The organism is Allobosea sp. GW822-FHT03F07, from assembly GCF_058801345.1.
On the sequence record NZ_JBXAND010000001.1, the window covers coordinates 648,814 to 666,139 of the forward strand.

16 protein-coding genes are annotated in these 17,326 nt (G+C 67.1%); 12 read left to right on the forward strand and 4 right to left on the reverse strand.

The features are described from left to right. Positions 1–166 precede the first annotated feature (166 nt). The gene (locus AC1RMY_RS03115) at positions 167–673 is read right to left on the reverse strand and encodes a hypothetical protein (RefSeq protein ID WP_492862478.1); all 507 of its coding nucleotides are present in this window, start codon (positions 671–673) and stop codon (positions 167–169) included. 154 nt (positions 674–827) lie between these two features. Here AC1RMY_RS03115 and ybgC point away from each other — a divergent pair, with 154 nt between their 5' ends. The 8 genes from ybgC (at position 828) to AC1RMY_RS03155 (ending at position 8,159) form a co-directional block, all read left to right on the forward strand. Further along, positions 828–1,232, forward strand: a complete 405-nt coding sequence (ybgC, locus tag AC1RMY_RS03120; RefSeq protein ID WP_492862479.1) for a tol-pal system-associated acyl-CoA thioesterase — start codon at positions 828–830, stop codon at positions 1,230–1,232. 43 nt (positions 1,233–1,275) lie between these two features. Continuing rightward, positions 1,276–1,938, forward strand: coding sequence for a TetR/AcrR family transcriptional regulator (locus AC1RMY_RS03125; protein WP_492862480.1), 663 nt, complete (start codon positions 1,276–1,278; stop codon positions 1,936–1,938). Positions 1,939–2,029: 91 nt separating this feature from the next. Next, positions 2,030–2,485 carry a DUF2852 domain-containing protein gene (locus tag AC1RMY_RS03130; RefSeq protein WP_492862481.1) on the forward strand — a complete coding sequence of 152 codons (456 nt, stop codon included), beginning with the start codon at positions 2,030–2,032 and terminating at the stop codon, positions 2,483–2,485. 330 nt (positions 2,486–2,815) lie between these two features. Then, positions 2,816–3,526 (forward strand): protein TolQ, encoded by a 711-nt coding sequence (gene tolQ, locus AC1RMY_RS03135; RefSeq protein WP_492862482.1) that lies wholly within the window; start codon positions 2,816–2,818, stop codon positions 3,524–3,526. A 12-nt stretch (positions 3,527–3,538) separates the two neighbouring features. Further along, a complete protein-coding gene (locus tag AC1RMY_RS03140) occupies positions 3,539–3,988 on the forward strand; it encodes an ExbD/TolR family protein (protein ID WP_492862483.1) in 450 nt (149 codons plus the stop codon). Between the two features lie 28 nt (positions 3,989–4,016). After that, on the forward strand, positions 4,017–5,216 hold the full coding sequence (gene tolA, locus AC1RMY_RS03145; RefSeq protein WP_492862484.1) for a cell envelope integrity protein TolA: 1,200 nt from the start codon (positions 4,017–4,019) through the stop codon (positions 5,214–5,216). 56 nt (positions 5,217–5,272) lie between these two features. Next, positions 5,273–6,559, forward strand: coding sequence for a Tol-Pal system beta propeller repeat protein TolB (gene tolB / locus AC1RMY_RS03150; RefSeq protein ID WP_492862485.1), 1,287 nt, complete (start codon positions 5,273–5,275; stop codon positions 6,557–6,559). Positions 6,560–7,241: 682 nt separating this feature from the next. Continuing rightward, entirely contained in the window at positions 7,242–8,159 is a 918-nt protein-coding gene (locus tag AC1RMY_RS03155; RefSeq protein ID WP_492862486.1) for a cell wall hydrolase, read from the forward strand. Positions 8,160–8,307: 148 nt separating this feature from the next. Here AC1RMY_RS03155 and AC1RMY_RS03160 read toward each other — a convergent pair whose 3' ends face one another. Next, positions 8,308–8,517 (reverse strand): hypothetical protein, encoded by a 210-nt coding sequence (locus AC1RMY_RS03160; protein ID WP_492862487.1) that lies wholly within the window; start codon positions 8,515–8,517, stop codon positions 8,308–8,310. A 331-nt stretch (positions 8,518–8,848) separates the two neighbouring features. Here AC1RMY_RS03160 and pal point away from each other — a divergent pair, with 331 nt between their 5' ends. From pal to ftsH, 4 genes are all read left to right on the forward strand, one after another. Beyond that, positions 8,849–9,352 (forward strand): peptidoglycan-associated lipoprotein Pal, encoded by a 504-nt coding sequence (gene pal / locus AC1RMY_RS03165; protein ID WP_492862488.1) that lies wholly within the window; start codon positions 8,849–8,851, stop codon positions 9,350–9,352. A 125-nt stretch (positions 9,353–9,477) separates the two neighbouring features. After that, a complete protein-coding gene (gene ybgF, locus AC1RMY_RS03170) occupies positions 9,478–10,404 on the forward strand; it encodes a tol-pal system protein YbgF (RefSeq protein WP_492862489.1) in 927 nt (308 codons plus the stop codon). Then, positions 10,401–11,462: a tRNA lysidine(34) synthetase TilS gene (gene tilS, locus AC1RMY_RS03175; protein WP_492862490.1), complete on the forward strand. Its 1,062-nt coding sequence runs from the start codon at positions 10,401–10,403 to the stop codon at positions 11,460–11,462. Before ybgF ends, tilS begins: the two co-directional genes overlap by 4 nt. A gap of 110 nt (positions 11,463–11,572) precedes the next feature. Continuing rightward, positions 11,573–13,498 carry an ATP-dependent zinc metalloprotease FtsH gene (gene ftsH, locus AC1RMY_RS03180; RefSeq protein WP_492862491.1) on the forward strand — a complete coding sequence of 642 codons (1,926 nt, stop codon included), beginning with the start codon at positions 11,573–11,575 and terminating at the stop codon, positions 13,496–13,498. Positions 13,499–13,718: 220 nt separating this feature from the next. On the opposite strand, the gene AC1RMY_RS03185 is transcribed toward ftsH, so the two are convergent. Together AC1RMY_RS03185 and AC1RMY_RS03190 are read right to left on the reverse strand one after the other, a co-directional pair. Then, the gene (locus AC1RMY_RS03185) at positions 13,719–15,479 is read right to left on the reverse strand and encodes a sensor domain-containing diguanylate cyclase (RefSeq protein WP_492862492.1); all 1,761 of its coding nucleotides are present in this window, start codon (positions 15,477–15,479) and stop codon (positions 13,719–13,721) included. Positions 15,480–15,595: 116 nt separating this feature from the next. After that, positions 15,596–17,269, reverse strand: a complete 1,674-nt coding sequence (locus tag AC1RMY_RS03190) for a formate--tetrahydrofolate ligase (protein ID WP_492862493.1) — start codon at positions 17,267–17,269, stop codon at positions 15,596–15,598. Positions 17,270–17,326 lie beyond the last annotated feature (57 nt).

The window sequence follows — 17,326 nt, forward strand, 5'->3', positions numbered from 1 at the left end:
GCCGCCCCGAACGCTACTGCGGCGGCCGTCCGACGCAGCTTTCTGCGCTTCCGGTGCTCACGGACAGATGTCCGCTCCGGTTCTCGAAAGCCACGCCGGCCGACCCCCCGCAGCGCGCTCGCGACGGTCTCTCTCGCGGCAGCGCTTCGCTGACCGGTGCCGGTACTCAGCGCGCGAACTTCGACCGGTGCATCGCCGAGCGCTGGCCGGCATGGTCGAGCGCGCCGGATTTGGCGGTCTTGCGGGTCGGGACCGATTTCATGCCCTGGTCGGCGGTGCGGCTCTTCGGCCGTTCGGCCGCCTGCTGGCGTTGCTTCAGGGCGAGCGCCTTGCGCGCGAGCGAGCGCTGGCTCGGTGCGCGCAGCTTCTCGGTGCGGCGGGTCTGCTCGGCGCCGACGCGCTTGAGCGCAACCGTCAGCGCGTCGGCCTTGGCCTTGGTGCCGGTGTTGTCGGAAGCCGCGTCCACGCCCTGCGGTGCGGCCTTGCCGCGGAATTCGCGGCGCTGCCGGCGGGCGACGTCGCGCGCCTTGTCGCGGCGGTCGCGCAGGTTCTTCGCCAGATCACGAAGGTCGGTGTCGGGAACGTCCGCGATCGCACGGCTGCGGGTGCGGGCGACGAGGTCCCATTCGTCCTTGTCGAGAACGCGTTCCAGTTGCTTGGTCGAGAGCGACATGGGTTTTTCCCTTTCTTGTGGCTCTGGTCTCCCTGGGAGAACAATGCGCGCGCGGCCGGGTTCCCCGGCGTAGCGCCCTGTTCCTTCCCGACTATGCCGTCGCGCGCCCAGCGTTTAAAGCTCGCTGCTTCTCCCTCTCCTGATCCCCGATGTCATGACCGCCTCTCACAGCCTTTCCGTCCGCGTCTATTACGAGGACACGGACTTCTCCGGTGTCGTCTACCACGCCTCCTATCTGCGCTTCATGGAGCGCGGCCGCACCGAGCTGATCCGCTCGCTCGGCATCGAGCAGCGCGAATTGTTCGACGGCGCGACGGCGCTGGGCTTCGCGGTGCGAAGCATGCAGATCGAGTTCCTGCGTCCCGCCGTGATGGACGACATGCTGACGATCGAGACACGCTCGATCGCGGCTCGCGGCGCGACGATGGATGTCGAGCAGCGCGTGCTGCGCGGCGAGGAGGTCCTGGTCACGGCCAAGGTCAAGGTCGCCTGCGTCGGCGGCGGCCGGGCGAGGCGCATTCCCGACGGTCTTCGGCTGCGCCTGGGGATCAAGGATTGAGACGTGATCGACGACCGCGTTGCCCCATGTTAGCGCTCTTCACATGAGCTGGAAACGCGACAAACCCGAGCAGCCGCCGCGCGGCTACCACCATGGCAACCTCAAGGAGGAACTGGTGCGCGCGGCGATGGGGCTGATCGGCGAGAAGGGGCCGAACGGCTTCACCTTTGCCGAGGCCGCGCGGCTCGCGGGGGTGAGCCCGGCCGCGCCCTACCGGCATTTCCGCGACCGCGACGACCTCCTGGCCGATGTCGCGACGCGCGGCTTCACCGTGTTCGAAGCGGCGCTGGCCCGCGCCTGGGACCAGGGCCGGCCCGATCCGGAGACGGCCTTCCACCGGCTGGGACGGGCCTATCTCGCCTTCGCCCATGACGAGCCGGCCTACTACTCGGCGATGTTTGAGGCGGGAGTCTCGCTCGACGCCAGCCCGGAGCTGCGCGCGGCGGCCGACCGCGCCTTCCAGAATTTGCGTTCGGCGTCGGAGGCGCTGATCGCCTTGCTGCCAGCTGCCAAGCGCCCGCCGGCGCTGATGATGGCGCTGCATGTCTGGTCGATGTCGCATGGCGTCGCCGCGCTGTTCGGCCGTGCCGATGGCGGGCGGAGACCCCTGCCGATGTCGGCGGCGGAGCTGCTGGAGGCGGGGATGCTGATCTATCTGCAGGGCCTCGGGCTGGGCCGGGGCGACGCTTCGCGCTCCGCCGGCTGATCTCTTTCAGGCGCGATGCTTGACAAAGAGCGAGGTTGGGGCCATTTATGTAAATGTGATTTACATTCACGCTCTGTCATGAGAGGGAACGATGCCGATCGTCGAGAAGCTCGATGAATATGGGAAGGGAGCCTGGATCGCCTTCGCGGTTCTCGGCTTCATCGTGTTCTGGCCCCTGGGTCTGGCGACCCTGGCCTTTCTTTACTGGAGTGGACGCATGGGTTGCGGATTTGGCGGTTCCGACCGCTACGAACACCGGATGAACCGCCTGCAGGGCAAGATGGAACGCCTGCGCGAGAGGATGGCCGGCCGCGAGCACGGTTTCGGCGGCTTCGGTGGCGGCTGGCATCGCGCGCCGTCAAGCGGCAACCGCGCCTTCGACGAGTACCGCCAGGAGACGCTGCGGCGTCTCGAGGACGAGCAGCGCGAGTTCCAGGACTTCCTGGGCCGGCTGCGCATGGCCCGCGACAAGGCCGAGTTCGACCAGTTCATGGCCGATCGGCGCGCCCAGCCGCAGAACCCGGCGCCGACCTCCGACGCAGCGTAAGCGGTCGCTTTCGACGGCCACGACATCTTGAACGTCCGCTCGGGAAACCGGGCGGACGTTTTTTTTGCGCTGCGGGAGCCGCGTGCGGCGCTGCGAAGGCTCCTGCGTATACCCGGCATTAACCTTGCTGGAGGCTTAACTCGATCACGACCATGCGTTTCGCAGGAAACCCCGTTTCGGCCCATCTTTCGCCGGATTCAAAGGCGATTGACGGATACGGCATTCCCCGGATCGCAGAATCGGGCGGCGTCGTGGGGTTACCCGCGGCGCGTATGGCGGGGCGTTGGCCGGGCAGGCTGGCGCCGGGCCGCCAGGCAGAAGGAAGACAGGATGAACCCCGCCGACGTCGCGCAGACCGCGCCGCAGATCGACATGTCGTTCTGGACCCTGTTCTGGCACGCCCATATCGTCGTCAAGCTCGTGATGATGGGCCTGCTCGCCGCCTCGATCTGGTGCTGGTCGATCATCATCGACAAGACGCTGCTCTACCGGCGCACGCGCAAGGAGATGGACGCCTTCGAGGAGGTGTTCTGGTCCGGCCGCTCGCTGGAGGAGCTCTATCGCGAGCTCGCCGCCAAGCCGGTCTCCGACATGTCGGCCGTGTTCGTCGCGGCGATGCGCGAGTGGAAGCGCTCCTTCGAGAATGGCGGGCGTTCGGTCGCAAGCTTGTCGCAGCGCATCGACAAGGTGCTCGACGTGACGATCCAGCGCGAGACCGAGCGGCTGGAGTCGAAGCTTCTGGTGCTGTCGACCATCGCCTCGGCGGCGCCCTTCATCGGCCTGTTCGGCACGGTCTGGGGCATCATGCATTCCTTCACCGCCATCGCGGTCTCCAAGAACTCCTCGCTCGCGGTGGTCGCGCCCGGCATCGCCGAGGCGCTGTTCGCCACCGCGATCGGCCTCTTCGCCGCAATTCCGGCACTGATGGCCTACAACAAGCTGCAATCCGAGGTCGCGCGCGCCTCGAGCCGACTGGAAGCCTTCGCCGACGAATTCTCCGCGATCCTGTCGCGGCAGATCGACGAGCGGCTGGCGGCTTGAGGAGGCGCTGACATGGGGATGTCCGCAGCATCCGGCGCCAAGGCCGGGGGACGCCGCAGCCGGCGCGGCCGCAGGCACGGGGCCATCGCCGAGATCAACATGACGCCGTTCATCGACGTCATGCTGGTGCTGTTGATCATCTTCATGGTCGCGGCGCCGCTGATCGCGACCGGCGTGCCGCTCGACCTGCCGCAGACCGGCGCCAAGCCAATCAATGTCGACCAGAAGCCGATCACGATCGCGATCGACGGCAAGGGCCAGATCTTCCTGCAGGACCAGCCGACGCTCGAGCCCGATCTGGTGACGAAGCTCCACGGTCTCGCCAAGCAGGGCTTCGACGAACGGATCTATGTGCGTGGCGATCGCATGGTCGATTACGGGCGCGTCGCTTCGGTGATGTCGACGATCACCTCGGCAGGCTTCAAGCGGGTCGCGCTGGTCACAGAGCCGGCGGCGAAGTGACGACGGGTATGGCGAGGGTGTTTCGGGCGTGAAGCTATCGACCTCCGAACCGGGCATGGTGGTATCGGCGCTCGGCCACGCGACGTTCCTCGTCGCGGGGCTGCTGGCGTTCTCTTCGCCTGCGCCGCTGCCGGAGAACGAGGAGGCGATCGCGGTCGAGATGGTCGATGCCAGCGCGCTGAACCAGGTCACGCGCGGCGAACGCAAGGCCGAGAAGGTCCAGGCGCAGCCGATCCAGCGCGCCGAGCGCAAATCCGAGATCGTCGAGCGCAAGGAGGAGGGCGAGGCCAAGCAGGATGCGCCGGCGCCGCCGAGCCGCCCCGTCGAACTCAAGACGGCCGACGACAACGCGTCCGCGCCGCTGCCGCCTACGCGCGCCGCCAACCTGCCGAAGCCGGAACCGAAGCCCCCGGAGCCGGTGAAGCAGCCGCCGCAGAAGGCGGGCCCGAGCGCCGCCGAACTCGCCGAGCAGAAGCGCGAGGAACTGGCCAAGCTCGCCGAGGAGGCCGAACTCGCCTCCAAGGCCAGGCAGGCCGAGGAGGCCGCGAAGGCCGCCGCCAAGGCGAAATCGGAGACGGAAGCCAAGGCGAGGGCGGAGGCCCAGGCGAAGGCCAAGGCGGAAGCGGTGGCCAAGGCCGAGGCTGAGGAGGCCGCCAAGGAAAAGGCGGAGGCCGCCGCCAAGGCGAAGGCCGAAGCAGAGGCGAAGGCTAAGATCGCCGCCGCCGCCAAGGCCAAGCAGGAAGCCGACGCCAAGGCCAAGCGCGAGGCCGAGATCGCCAAGAATTTCAACCCGAGCGACATCTCCAAGCTGCTCCAGTCGAAGGAGCAGGCCCAGTCCACCGGGGCGGCGGCGCCGCAGGTCAACCGCACGGCGTCGCTCGGCACCGAACGCGGCGCCTCGCAGAAGCTCAGCCCGTCGCTGCGCGGCCAGTTGATCGGCATCATCCAGGACCAGCTCATGAAGTGCTGGAACGTGCCGATCGCGCTCGCCAATGCGCGCGGCGCCGTCGTGCCGCAGGTCCGCATGAAGCTGGCCGCGGACGGCTCGCTCCTCGGCCAGCCCGGCGTCGTTAACTCCTCGTCCGATCCGCTGTTCGCAGTCGCGGCCAGCTCGGCCCTGACCGCAACCCGCCGCTGCGCGCCTTTGCGCATCCCGGCTCAATTCGCCGCCTATTATGACGACTGGCGAGACGTCGTCGTCAATTTCGACGCAAGGGACGTGCTGTGACCCTGATCGACCGTAGTCCTCTCCCGCTTCTGACGGCTGCGCCGACGCGCCGTGGGATGCTCGCCCTTGCCGGGGCCTCGCTACTCGTTCCCGCAGCGGCCCGGGCCGAACTTGTGATCGACCTGCGGGGCGGCTCGTTCCAGCCATTGCCGATCGCTATCGCCGATTTCGCCGGAGAGGGCGGAATTCTGGTTTCCGGCGTCATCACCAACAACCTCAAGCGCTGCGGCTATTTCGCGCCGATCGACAAGGCCCGCCATCCCGACAAGAACCCGCCCTTCGACGCCGTTCCCGAGTTCGGCGCCTGGAAGGCCTCGGGCGTGCAGGCACTGGTGACGGGCCGTGTCTCGCGCGACGGGTCGGGCCGGATCAAGGCCGAGTTCCGCCTCTGGGACGTGACGACCGGCACGCAGACCGACGGCCAGCAATATTTCACCGATCCGAACAATGCCCGCCGCGTCGGCCATATCATCTCGGACGCGATCTTCACCAAGATCACCGGCGTCGGCGGCTTCTTCGACACGCGCGTCGTCTTCGTCGACGAATCCGGGACGAAGGAGAATCGGCGCAAGCGGCTCGCCATCATGGACCAGGACGGCGCCAATGTGCGCTATCTGACCGACGGTTCCGTCTCGGTGGTGACGCCGCGCTATTCGCCTGTGTCGCAGGAAGTGACCTACATGTCGCAGCGCCTGGGCGAGCAGCCGCGCGTGCATGTGCTGAACATCGAGACCGGCCAGCGCCAGATCGTGGGCAATTTCCCCGACATGACCTCGAGCCCGCGCTTCTCGCCCAATGGTGCGCGCATCGCGCTCAGCCTGCAGCAGGGCGGCAACGCCAATCTCTATGCCATCGACATCGGCTCGCGCACGACGATGCGGCTGACCTCGACCGGGGCGATCGACACCTCGCCGTCCTATTCGCCCGACGGCACGCAGATCGTCTTCGAGAGCGACCGCGGCGGCTCGCAGCAGCTTTACGTGATGGGCGCCGGAGGCGGCGAGGGCAAACGCCTCTCCTTCGGTTCCGGGTCCTATTCGCAGCCGACATGGTCGCCGCGCGGCGACCTGATCGCCTTCACCAAGCGCGGTTCCGGCGGTTTCGCCATCGGCGTGATGCGGGCGGATGGTTCCGGCGAGCGCCTGCTCACCGAGGGCTTCCACAACGAGGCGCCGAACTGGGCGCCCAATGGCCAGTACATCATGTTCTTCCGCGACCCCGGCGGGCAGTCCGGCGGCAAGCTCTACATGGTCGACATCACCGGCCGCGTCGAGGTTCCGGTGCCGACGCCGGCCTTCGCCTCGGATCCGACCTGGTCGCCGCTGCTGACCGCGGCGCGCTGACGAAGCCGCCGATCTGCCGTTATCCACAAGCCGCCCGGCCATTGCCGGGCGGTTTTTTGCTGCCGGGGCGAAATGGCAGCGGATCGCGGATTTGTGCGCATTTTGCTGAGAAATCGGCTGTCATGCCGCGCCGGAAATGCTGCTCTTCGCTCCCCACGATCGTTTTCCGCCAGGCGCCGGTGATGCACCTGCAACACGCGGCGCGATCGCAAGGCGTCCAACGGCCGCGTGCCTTATACGTGACAGACCAGGCCATAAAGCCGCCGAAGTTCCTCGCCATATCCCATGTCGAGTGATGCACAGATTGGACGGTTCGGAGAAAGAGAATCTTTGACGTTAAGTAACATCAGGCGCGAGCGCAGTAACACCGTTCAGATCGACTTTAAAAATTTTAAGGTGAAGCGCTTGCGATCAGAATCTTGTCTTTTCTGAATTTTTTCACGCAGGCTGGCGGCGAGAGGATCATCGCTAGCCGAGCCGCGGACAATCTCGACGCATTTGACGCGCCGAAGCGCCGGGCCCCGTTCGATGGTCCGCGAGTGCCGCCCTGGGGCCTGCCCTAGCTCGCAGCGATCCATCACCGCATTCCCCAAACAGACCCCGTCGAAAGAGCCACCGATGCTGCCGCCGGTCGACCGGCGCCGCGCATGCTCGGCCTGACCCTTGCCCCGGAGTAGACCGTATGAAACGCAACGCCCAGGCGGCGCTGCTCGCGCTCACGGCCTTTGCCGTGCTGCCCGTGAAATCCACCCCATCCACCTCGCTGACCCTCGCGCATGCCTCCTTCGGGATCGGCGGCGAAGCGCCGGGTTCAGGCGGAAGAACCGAGCGAATGAGCCGGCTCATCAGCGAAGGCGTCCTGGAATTCGGAAAGACCGACGATCTTCCAGGCTTGATTGCGGCCAGCCTGACCCCCGATGCGGTCTATGCCGGCGTCCAGGATCGATCATTGCGCGGCTTCGCGGTCGAGCCGCATGAACAGGGGCGGGCCGATCCTGCCCCGCCCGATACGTCTCCGAAGCAGGACGCGGCCCTGCCTGCCGGCGAAGGAGCGGTCCCGGCGGCTGCGATCCCAGCCACGCCAGGTTTGTCTACGGCTCCAGGTGAATCCGACGCCGACGCCTCGGCGCCTGCCCCTGCGATCACGTCCGGGCGCGAGAACGCTCCGAAGCCGCGGCTGACCTATATCGGCCTGATCGAGCCCGAGCACATCGTGCGCGAACAGCGCTGCCTCGCTGAGGCGGTGTATTTCGAGGCCCGTTCCGAGCCGGAGGAAGGGCGCGCGGCCGTCGCCCAGGTCGTGCTCAACCGGGTTAAGAGCGGGGTCTATCCGGGGTCGGTCTGCGGCGTCGTCTACCAGAACCGCCATCGCAGGCTCGCCTGCCAGTTCACATTCGCCTGCGAGGGCAAGGCGCTGCGCATCACTGAAGCCAGGTCCTGGGAGGTGGCGGTGCGCATCGCCCGCGACGTCTATGAGGGCAGGATCTATCTGGCGGAGGTAGGCGTCGCCACGCATTATCATGCCGACTATGTCCAGCCGACCTGGGCGAAGAAGCTCAGGAAAATGGACGTGATCGGCCGGCACATCTTCTACAGCTGAGTTTGTCATGCGCGGCATGGATGCCGACCAGACATGATCCGGCGGCATTGGCATAACGGCCGCGTGCATCACGGTCGGGGCGTCCGCTCGTCGAATCTCTATCGCCAGGATTGAGACGGCACACCTGCCCGCGATGGGCTGGCCGAGTTCACATCAGGTTCCGCTCGCCGGTTGCACTTTGTTCGGCGTGGTCGGCGGCGCTGTCAAACAGCGAGACTTCCTCCACCAAGACAGGCCTGTTCTCATTGGCCGGCTTCCGGGCGTCCCCCTTCGTCTTCCTCTGCCGGATCGTGTTTCCGAGGATGCTGCGAAGTTTTTCGCGCCTGGCGTAGTACGAGATCGAGCGATGCTTCTTCATCGTTCCTGCTCCGTTGCCCAGACGATACGCTGAGGCACGATGGGCGGATGCACATCCTTCACTTGGAGGATGAGTCCGCGCCAACCGTGGCAGGCGCGGCGGCTCGGCGAAGCTGTCGCAGTGCCTGTGTCGGCGTGGCCACACCCGTGACGGCATGCGCCTTTCGCCATCATTGGTTAACCATATGCCGCAATGCCGCCACTTCGCCTTGTTCTGGCAAGGTCTCGTTTAGGTTGACGCTTCATTGATGCATTCAAGTGCTTCGCTGCCTTGATCCTTCAATCCCGTCCGTGAAACGCGCCTCGCATAGATCGAACGCCCGGAGTCCATCATGTTCGCCACCCTTTTCTCGACTGGCCGTGCCGTCCGCTTCGCCGCCGCCATCGCCGCTTCGCTGGCGCTCGGCGCCTGCGCCAACAACCAGAACGCCGATGGCTTCGGCGCCGGCGGCGCCGCGACGCCCGGCAGCGCGCAGGATTTCGTCGTCAATGTCGGCGACCGTGTCTTCTTCGAGACCGATTCGACCGATTTGACGCCGACGGCCGTCGCGACGCTCGACAAGCAGTCGGCCTGGCTGCAGCGCTATCCGCGCTACACTTTCGTGGTCGAGGGGCATGCCGATGAACGCGGCACCCGCGAATACAATTTCTCGCTCTCGGCGCGCCGCGCCCAGACGGTACGCGATTACCTGTCTTCGCGCGGGATCCAGGGCAACCGCATGCGGATCGTCTCCTATGGCAAGGAGCGCCCGGTCGCGGTCTGCAACGACATCTCCTGCTGGTCGCAGAACCGCCGCGTCGTGACCGTGCTCGACGGCGCCGGCGGCGGCGTCTGAGGCTTCCCGGCAGAACCCGACCTGGGGCCGACATCTTCCTTTCGGGAAGGTGCCGGCCCTTTCATATTTTGGCCGTTGTCATCACGTGTTATAGGCGCCTCTTCCCGCTCAACCTCGGTTTTCGAATGATGCTCCGACCGTTCCGCCTCGACCACGGGATTCGCTCCGGCCTCGCCGCTCTCGCGTTTGGTACGGCGATCTCCTGCATGGGCCTGCCCGCGCGGGCGCAGGACGCCGCCGATCTGGTGGTGCGGACCTCGCGGATGGAGAACCAGATCCGCCAACTCTCCGGCCAGATCGAGCAACTCCAATTCGAGAACAGGCGCCTGAGCGAGCAGCTCCGCAAGTTCCAGGAGGACGTCGATTTCCGCCTGAACGAGCGCGGCGGGCGTTCGAGCGGCGCAGCCGCGCCGGGCAATGCGGCGCCCCGGCCGCAGCCGCAGCGCCGCGGCGACGCTTTCGATCCGACCATGCAGCAGGGTGCGGCCGGCGCGCCGCGCCCGCTCAACGGCAGCATCAGCGCGATCATCGATGACGAAGCCGCCGAGGGCGGCGCGGCCCAGGGGCCGCTCGACCTGCAAGGCGTCGGGCGCAACGTGCCGCAAGGCGGGCTGCCCCCCCAGACCGCTCCCCGCGGGCCGAGCGTTGCCGCGGCCAGCGGGCCCGCGACCGCCAAGGAAGCCTATGACCTCGCCTATGCCTCGATCCTGCGGAAGGAATACGAGCAGGCCGAGATGGGCTTCCGGCAGTTCTTGCAGAGCTATCCGCGCGACCGGCTCGCCGTAGACGCGACCTATTGGCTCGGCGAGAGCTATCTCCAGCGCAAGCGCTATCGCGAGGCGGCCGAGCAGTTCCTGAAGGTCAGCAACGATGCGCCGAAATCGAGCAAGGCGCCCGACAGCCTGCTGCGTCTCGGCATCTCGCTCAATGGCCTCGGAGCCAGGGATCAGGCCTGCGCGACCTATGCCAAGGTCGGGGTCGATTACCCCTCCGCACCGAATTCGGTGCGCCAGGGCATCGAGCGCGAGCGGCGACGCTCGGGCTGCGCGTGAGCGCGGTCCCCCAGGCGATCTGCGATTATCCTCCGCTCGGCGGCCGCGAGGCCGCCGCGTTGTTTTCAAGCCTTGCGGCCGAGGCGAAGCTGCTCGTTGCGGTGTCCGGCGGGCCCGATTCGGTCGCCTTGCTCGTCTTGCTGGCCGACTGGGCTCGGGAGCCGGGGCGCCCAACGCTCCATGCGGCAACGGTCGATCATGGCCTGCGCGCCGCCTCGGGCGAGGAGGCGCAGGGCGTGGCCGCGCTGTGCGATAGGCTCGGCGTTCCCCATCGCATCCTCCGCTGGGAGGGGCCCAAGCCCGGTACCGGCCTGCAGGAGCGCGCGCGCGCGGCCCGCTACGCGCTTCTGGCCGAGGAAGCTGAGCGTCTCGGCGGCGTGACGCTGATCACGGCGCATACGCTGGACGACCAGGCAGAGACACTGCTGATGCGGATGGCGCGCGGTTCCGGCCCGTCTGGGCTCGCGGCGATGCGCGAGCGGGTTCGCAAGGGGCCGGTCACGCTGGTGCGGCCGCTGCTCGGCGTGCCGAAGGCACGGCTCCTCACGACCTTGCAGGCGCTGGACCTGCCTTTCGTCAGCGACCCGAGCAACGGCGATTCCCGCTTCGAGCGGGTGCGCTGGCGAGCCCTGATGCCGGGCCTCGCCGACGCAGGCTTGAGCGCGGAGCGGCTGGGGCTGCTGGCTCAGCGGATCGCGAGGCTGGACGAAGCGGCTGCGCTGCGTGCGAAGGCCCTGCTGCCCGAGTTGCGGCTGCCGGCGCCAACCGGTGCGGCGGCGATGCTTCGCCTGCGCTTCACGGCGCTGTCGGCCGAGCCCGAGGAGATCGTGCTGCGCGTCATCGCGCTGGCGATCGAGGAGATTGGCGGGGAGCGCGGTGTGGTGCCGCGGCTGGAACGGCTCGAGACCTGCGTCGAGACGCTGCTCCGAGCTGTCAGGCAGGGGGAGCGCGTAGCCAGGACGCTGTCCGGCTGCGCGCTTTCGCTGGGCAGCGACGGGGTTCTGACCCTGCGGCTGGAAGGGCCGCGCAGACGAGGTGTTCACCCTGCGACGCCATAGGGTCGCGCCGCTTTCCTGTTTCCCTTGGCAAGGGCCCCTGTCGCACCTAGATTAGTCGAGCAAACTCTCGGCCTCTTCCGGTTGGTCCGGCAGGCCTGATCGGACTGGTGATGAATCCGAATTTCCGCAATTTCGCCCTCTGGGTGGTAATTTTCCTGCTCGTTCTGGCGCTCGTCACGCTGTTCCAGAGCCCGAGCCAGCGAGCCAGCACAAACGAGATCCCCTACAGCCAGCTCATCAACGAGTCTGAAGCGGGTCGTATCTCGAATGTCGTGGTGGCCGGGCAGGAGATTTCCGGCACGTTCTCGGATGGCCGCAGCTTCGTGACCTATGCACCCTATGGCGATCCGCAGCTTCTGAAGACGCTGGCCCAGAAGGGCGTGCAGGTCTCGGCCCGCGCTCCCGCCGAGGGGACGCCGTGGTTCATGGCGCTGCTGGTCAACTCGCTGCCCTTCGTGATCTTCATCGGTCTGTGGATTTTCATGTCCCGCCAGATGCAGAACGGCGCCGGGCGTGCGATGGGCTTCGGCAAGTCCAAGGCCAAGCTCCTGACCGAGGCTCATGGCCGCGTCACCTTCGAGGATGTGGCTGGCATCGACGAGGCCAAGGAAGACCTGACTGAGATCGTCGAGTTCCTGCGCGATCCGCAGAAGTTCCAGCGGCTGGGCGGGCGCATCCCGCGCGGCGTGCTGCTCGTCGGCCCGCCCGGCACCGGCAAGACCCTGACGGCGCGTGCCGTCGCGGGTGAGGCCAATGTGCCGTTTTTCACGATCTCGGGTTCGGACTTCGTCGAGATGTTCGTCGGCGTCGGCGCCAGCCGTGTCCGCGACATGTTCGAGCAGGCCAAGAAGAACTCGCCCTGCATCATCTTCATCGATGAGATCGATGCGGTCGGCCGTCATCGCGGCGCCGGTCTCGGCGGCGGCAATGACGAGCGCGAGCAGACCCTGAACCAGCTCCTCGTCGAGATGGACGGCTTCGAGCCGAACGAGGGCGTCATCATCATCGCGGCGACCAACCGGCCCGACGTGCTCGACCCCGCGCTGCTGCGTCCGGGCCGCTTCGACCGTCAGATCGTGGTGCCGAACCCCGACGTCGCCGGTCGCGAGAAGATTCTCAAGGTCCATGTCCGCAAGGTACCGATGGCGCCGGATGTCGATCTGCGCATCCTTGCCCGCGGCACGCCCGGCTTCTCCGGCGCAGACCTGATGAACCTCGTCAACGAGGCGGCGCTGCTGGCGGCGCGGCGCGGCAAGCGTATGGTCACCCATGCCGAATTCGAAGATGCCAAGGACAAGGTCATGATGGGCGCCGAGCGCAAATCCATGGCGATGTCCGAGGAGGAGAAGAAGCTCACCGCCTATCACGAGGCGGGCCACGCCATCGTCGGGCTCTACGTCCCGGCCGGCATCCCGGTCCACAAGGCGACGATCATCCCGCGCGGTCGCGCGCTCGGCATGGTCAAGTTCCTGCCGGAGGGCGACCGCTACTCGATGAAGTTCAAGGAATTCACCTCGCAGCTCGCGGTCGCCATGGGCGGACGCGTCGCGGAGGAGATGACCTTCGGCCGCGAGAACGTGACCTCGGGCGCCACTGGCGACATCCAGCAGGCGACCAAGATGGCCAAGGCCATGGTCACGCAGATGGGTTATTCGGACGAGCTCGGCATGGTCGCCTATGGCGACAACCAGGAGGAGGTCTTCCTGGGCATGTCGATGGGCCGCAGCCAGAGCGTCTCCGAGGCGACGGCGCAGAAGATCGACGCCGAGGTCAAGAAGCTGGTCGATACCGGCTATCAGGACGCCAAGAAGATCCTCACCGAGCACCACGAGCAGTTCGTGGCGGTGGCCGAGGCGCTGCTTGAGTTCGAGACGCTGACGGGCGAGGAAATCCGCGACCTGATCGCCGGCAAGCGACCCTCGCGTGATCTCGACGATACGCCGTCCTCGCCGCGCGGCTCGGCCGTGCCGAGCGCCGGCAAGGGCCGCAAGCGCGGCGAGCCGGATGCCGGGCTGGAGCCGCAGCCTCAGGCGTGACGATTGGGTTCAGAAGACCGGGAAGGGCGCCTCGCAAGGGCGCCCTTTTCGTTTGGGCGTTGCTGCGGCCGGGGTTTGGGGTCTGGTGCATTGTCGTGGAATGCACCGTCATCCCGGACGCAGCCCTCGGGTCCGACCTTTGGTCGGCCCAAGGACAGGCTCCGCGGAGATCCGGGATGACCGCCTGTTCCGAGAAAAATCAGCAGGCTCTAGGTATGCCTCAGCGGGCTGATGCCGTGCGGCGCGCGGTGGCGGCCTCGTCATCGACGACAAAGGTGTCGCGGCCGTTCTGCTTGGCGGCGTAGAGCGCCGTGTCGGCATGGCCGGCAGCCTCCGCAAATGCCTCCTCCGCCGCGACGAGACAGGCGCCGATGCTGACCGTGACCGGCAGCGACACACCCTCGCTCACGAGGATCGGCTTCTCGCGCATGGCCGCGAGGATTTTTGCGGAGACCGCGTTCAGCGCCTCAAAGCCGGCATCGCCGAGCAGCACGAAGAATTCGTCGCCACCCCAACGCGCGCAGAGATCGTAGTTGCGCAGCTGTCTGGTCAAGCGCGCGACCACTTCGAGAATCACCCGGTCGCCGGCCTGGTGGCCGTGGATGTCGTTGATCGGCTTGAAATCGTCGATGTCGACCAGCAGCAGGCCGAGGGTCCGGTCGTTGCGCCGGGCCCGGTTCTGCTCGGTCGCGAAGGCCTGTTCGAGGCCGCGGCGGTTGAAGATGCCGGTGAGTGGATCGAGGTGGGCGAGGCGCTCCAGCTTCTGCGTGCGTTCGCTGACCATCTGCTCGAGACGGTCGGTGTTGTCGCCGACGGCGCGCGCCATATCGCCGAAGGCGCGGGCGAGTCGGCCGATCTCGTCATCGGCCTGATCGGCGACGACGCTGTCGAAGCGCCCGGCCTGCACGCGCTCGACCGCAGCCTCGACCCGGGCCAGCCGGTCGAGCACGCTGCGCTTGAACAGGATCGTCATCAGCACCGCCGCAGCGAGAAGCATGGCGCCCAGCAGCAGCGCGATCGGGGCGAAGAGGCGCCGGTCGATGATCTCGTCGACATCCATGATGGTGACGTTGAACCAGCCGAGCCGGTCGAGATAACCGACGCCGACCAGAGCCTCGCGGCCGTCGATCTGCATGAAGCGGGAGCGGACGAGCGCGCCACCGGTCGCGACCTGTTCCATCATCGTCGCCAGCGCGCCGCGGTCGCGCTCGCTGTCGAGCTGCAGGAAGATCGTCCTCTTGGCCTTGGTGTCCTTGGTCAGGCTGTGGAAGTCGACCAGCTTCGGATCCCGGTGGGCCTGCACGGCACCGCTGCGGTCGACGAACATGCTCTGCACGCCGGTCTGCGGGATGTCGACGACCTCGCGGATGAACTGGCTGAGGTCGACTCCGGTGCCGATGATGCCGAGCACGCGGTCGGCCCGCCGGATGATGCAGTTGATCCAGACCTTGGTAACCTTGAGGTTGTCGTCATGGTCGACATTGAGGTGGCAGCCCGATCCGAACGCCGCCGTCTTGTAATACCAGCCGTCGCGCGGGTTATCGCGCGACAGGACATAGCGCTTGCGGTCGTGCTCGTAGTTGTTGTCCTTGTCGTTGAAATAGTAGCTTCCCGAGCCGTCGAGCACGGCGAAATAGCTCTGGTCCTTGAACGAGAGCCGGTAATGCTCGAGTTCGGCCAGGCCGCGCTCGGTCTTGGCGGGGTCGGTCTCGTCCTGTGCCCATTCGATGATGGCGGGCGAGCGGGCGACCGTCTCGGCCAGCGAGACCTCGCGCATCAGAGATTCCAGGCCGCGATAGCGGTCGAACAGGATTTGCTTCTCGGCGAAGAGCGTGCCGAGCTTCACCACCGTATTGTCCACGATCCAGATGAAGACGCCGGCCGCCGGCAGGGCGATCGCGACCAGGATCGCCAGCGTCCAGGCCAGCACGCGGGCCCTGAGGCCGCGGGGCAGCCGGATGGCTCCAGCGACGGCTTTCATCGTTGTGACGTCTCCTCACGCCGGACCCTGCCAATTCGGGCGTGGAGCCGGGCCGAAATCCTGTTGGGCAGGTTTTAAAGATCCGCCAACAACCGGTGCGGGGACAGCAGTTCCGCTCAAAACAGTCCTTCGATCCGCCCCTGCGCGTCGATATGGATGCGTTCGGCCGCCGGCGAGCGCGGCAGGCCGGGCATCGTCATGATGTCTCCGCAGATCGCGACGACGAAGCCGGCGCCGGCCGAGAGCCTGACCTCCCGCACCGGGACGATGTGCCCCGTCGGCGCGCCGCGCAGAGTCGGATCGGCGGAGAAGGAGTACTGCGTCTTGGCCACGCAGACCGGCAGGCGGCCATAGCCGCCCGCCTCGAGATCGGCGAAGCGGGCGCGCACCTTGAGGTCGGCGGAGATGCCGTCCGCACCGTAGATCTCGCGGGCGATGGTCTCGAGCTTGTCCCAGAGCGGCAGGGTGTCGGGATAGAGCGGCTCGAAATCGGCCTCGCCGCTCTCCGCGAGGGCGACGACCCGGCGCGCCAGCTCCTCGGTGCCGGCGCTTCCTTCAGCCCAGTGCCGGCAGATCACCGCCTCGACGCCGAGATGGTTGCGGCAGAAATTCGCGATCAGCTCATGCTCGGCCGGCGTGTCGCTGACGAAGTGGTTGATCGCCACGATCGGCGGCACGCCGAACTTGCGGATGTTGCCGACATGGCGCGCGAGATTTGCGAGGCCGGCGTGGAGCGCCGCCAGATCCTCCTGGCCGAGCGCCTCCTTAGCCATGCCGCCATGCATCTTCAGCGCCCGCACGGTCGCGACGACGACGGCGGCGGCGGGCTTCAAGCCCGTCTTGCGGCATTTGATGTCGAAGAACTTCTCGGCGCCGAGATCGGCGCCGAAGCCGGCCTCGGTCACCGTGTAGTCCGAGAGCTTCAGCGCGGCGCGCGTGGCAATCGCCGAATTGCAGCCATGGGCGATGTTGGCGAAGGGGCCGCCATGGACGAAGGCGGGCGTGCCTTCCAGCGTCTGCACCAGATTCGGCATCAGCGCCTCGTTGAGCAGGACGCTCATCGCGCCGGTGGCCTTCAGCTCGGCTGCCGTGATCGGCCGCTTGTCGCGCGTGCGGCCGACGACGATCCGGCCCAGCCGCGCCTCGAGGTCGGCGCGGTCGGTCGCGAGGCAGAAGATCGCCATCACCTCGGAGGCGACGGTGATGTCGAAGCCATCCTCGCGCGGGAAGCCGTTGCCGTTGCCGCCGAGCGAGGAGACGGTGCAGCGCAGGGCGCGGTCGTTCATGTCCAGCACGCGCCGCCAGGCGATGTGGCGCGTGTCGAAACCGAGCGCATTGTCCCAATAGACATGGTTGTCGATCATCGCCGCGAGCAGGTTGTGCGCGCTGGTAATGGCGTGGAAGTCGCCGGTGAAATGCAGGTTGATCTGCTCCATCGGCACGACCTGGGCGTGGCCGCCGCCGGCCGCGCCGCCCTTCACCCCGAAACAGGGGCCGAGCGAGGGCTCGCGCAGCGCGATGACGCAGCGCTTGCCGATGCGCGTCAGGCCGTCGCCGAGCCCGACGGTCGTCGTGGTCTTGCCCTCGCCCGCCGGCGTCGGGCTGATCGCAGTGACGAGGATCAGCTTGCCGTCGGGCCGCGTCGTGAAATCCGGGATTTCGTGCGTATCGACCTTGGCGATGAACTTGCCATAGGGATGGAGGGCGGCTTCGGGAATGCCGGCGCGTTCGGCAATATCGGCGATAGGCTGGAGCTTCACCGCGCGCGCGATCTCGATGTCAGTCGGCATCCGTATCCCTCTGCTACGTCTCGTCCGCCGTCTGCATCCCGCCGCGGAATCGTTTCG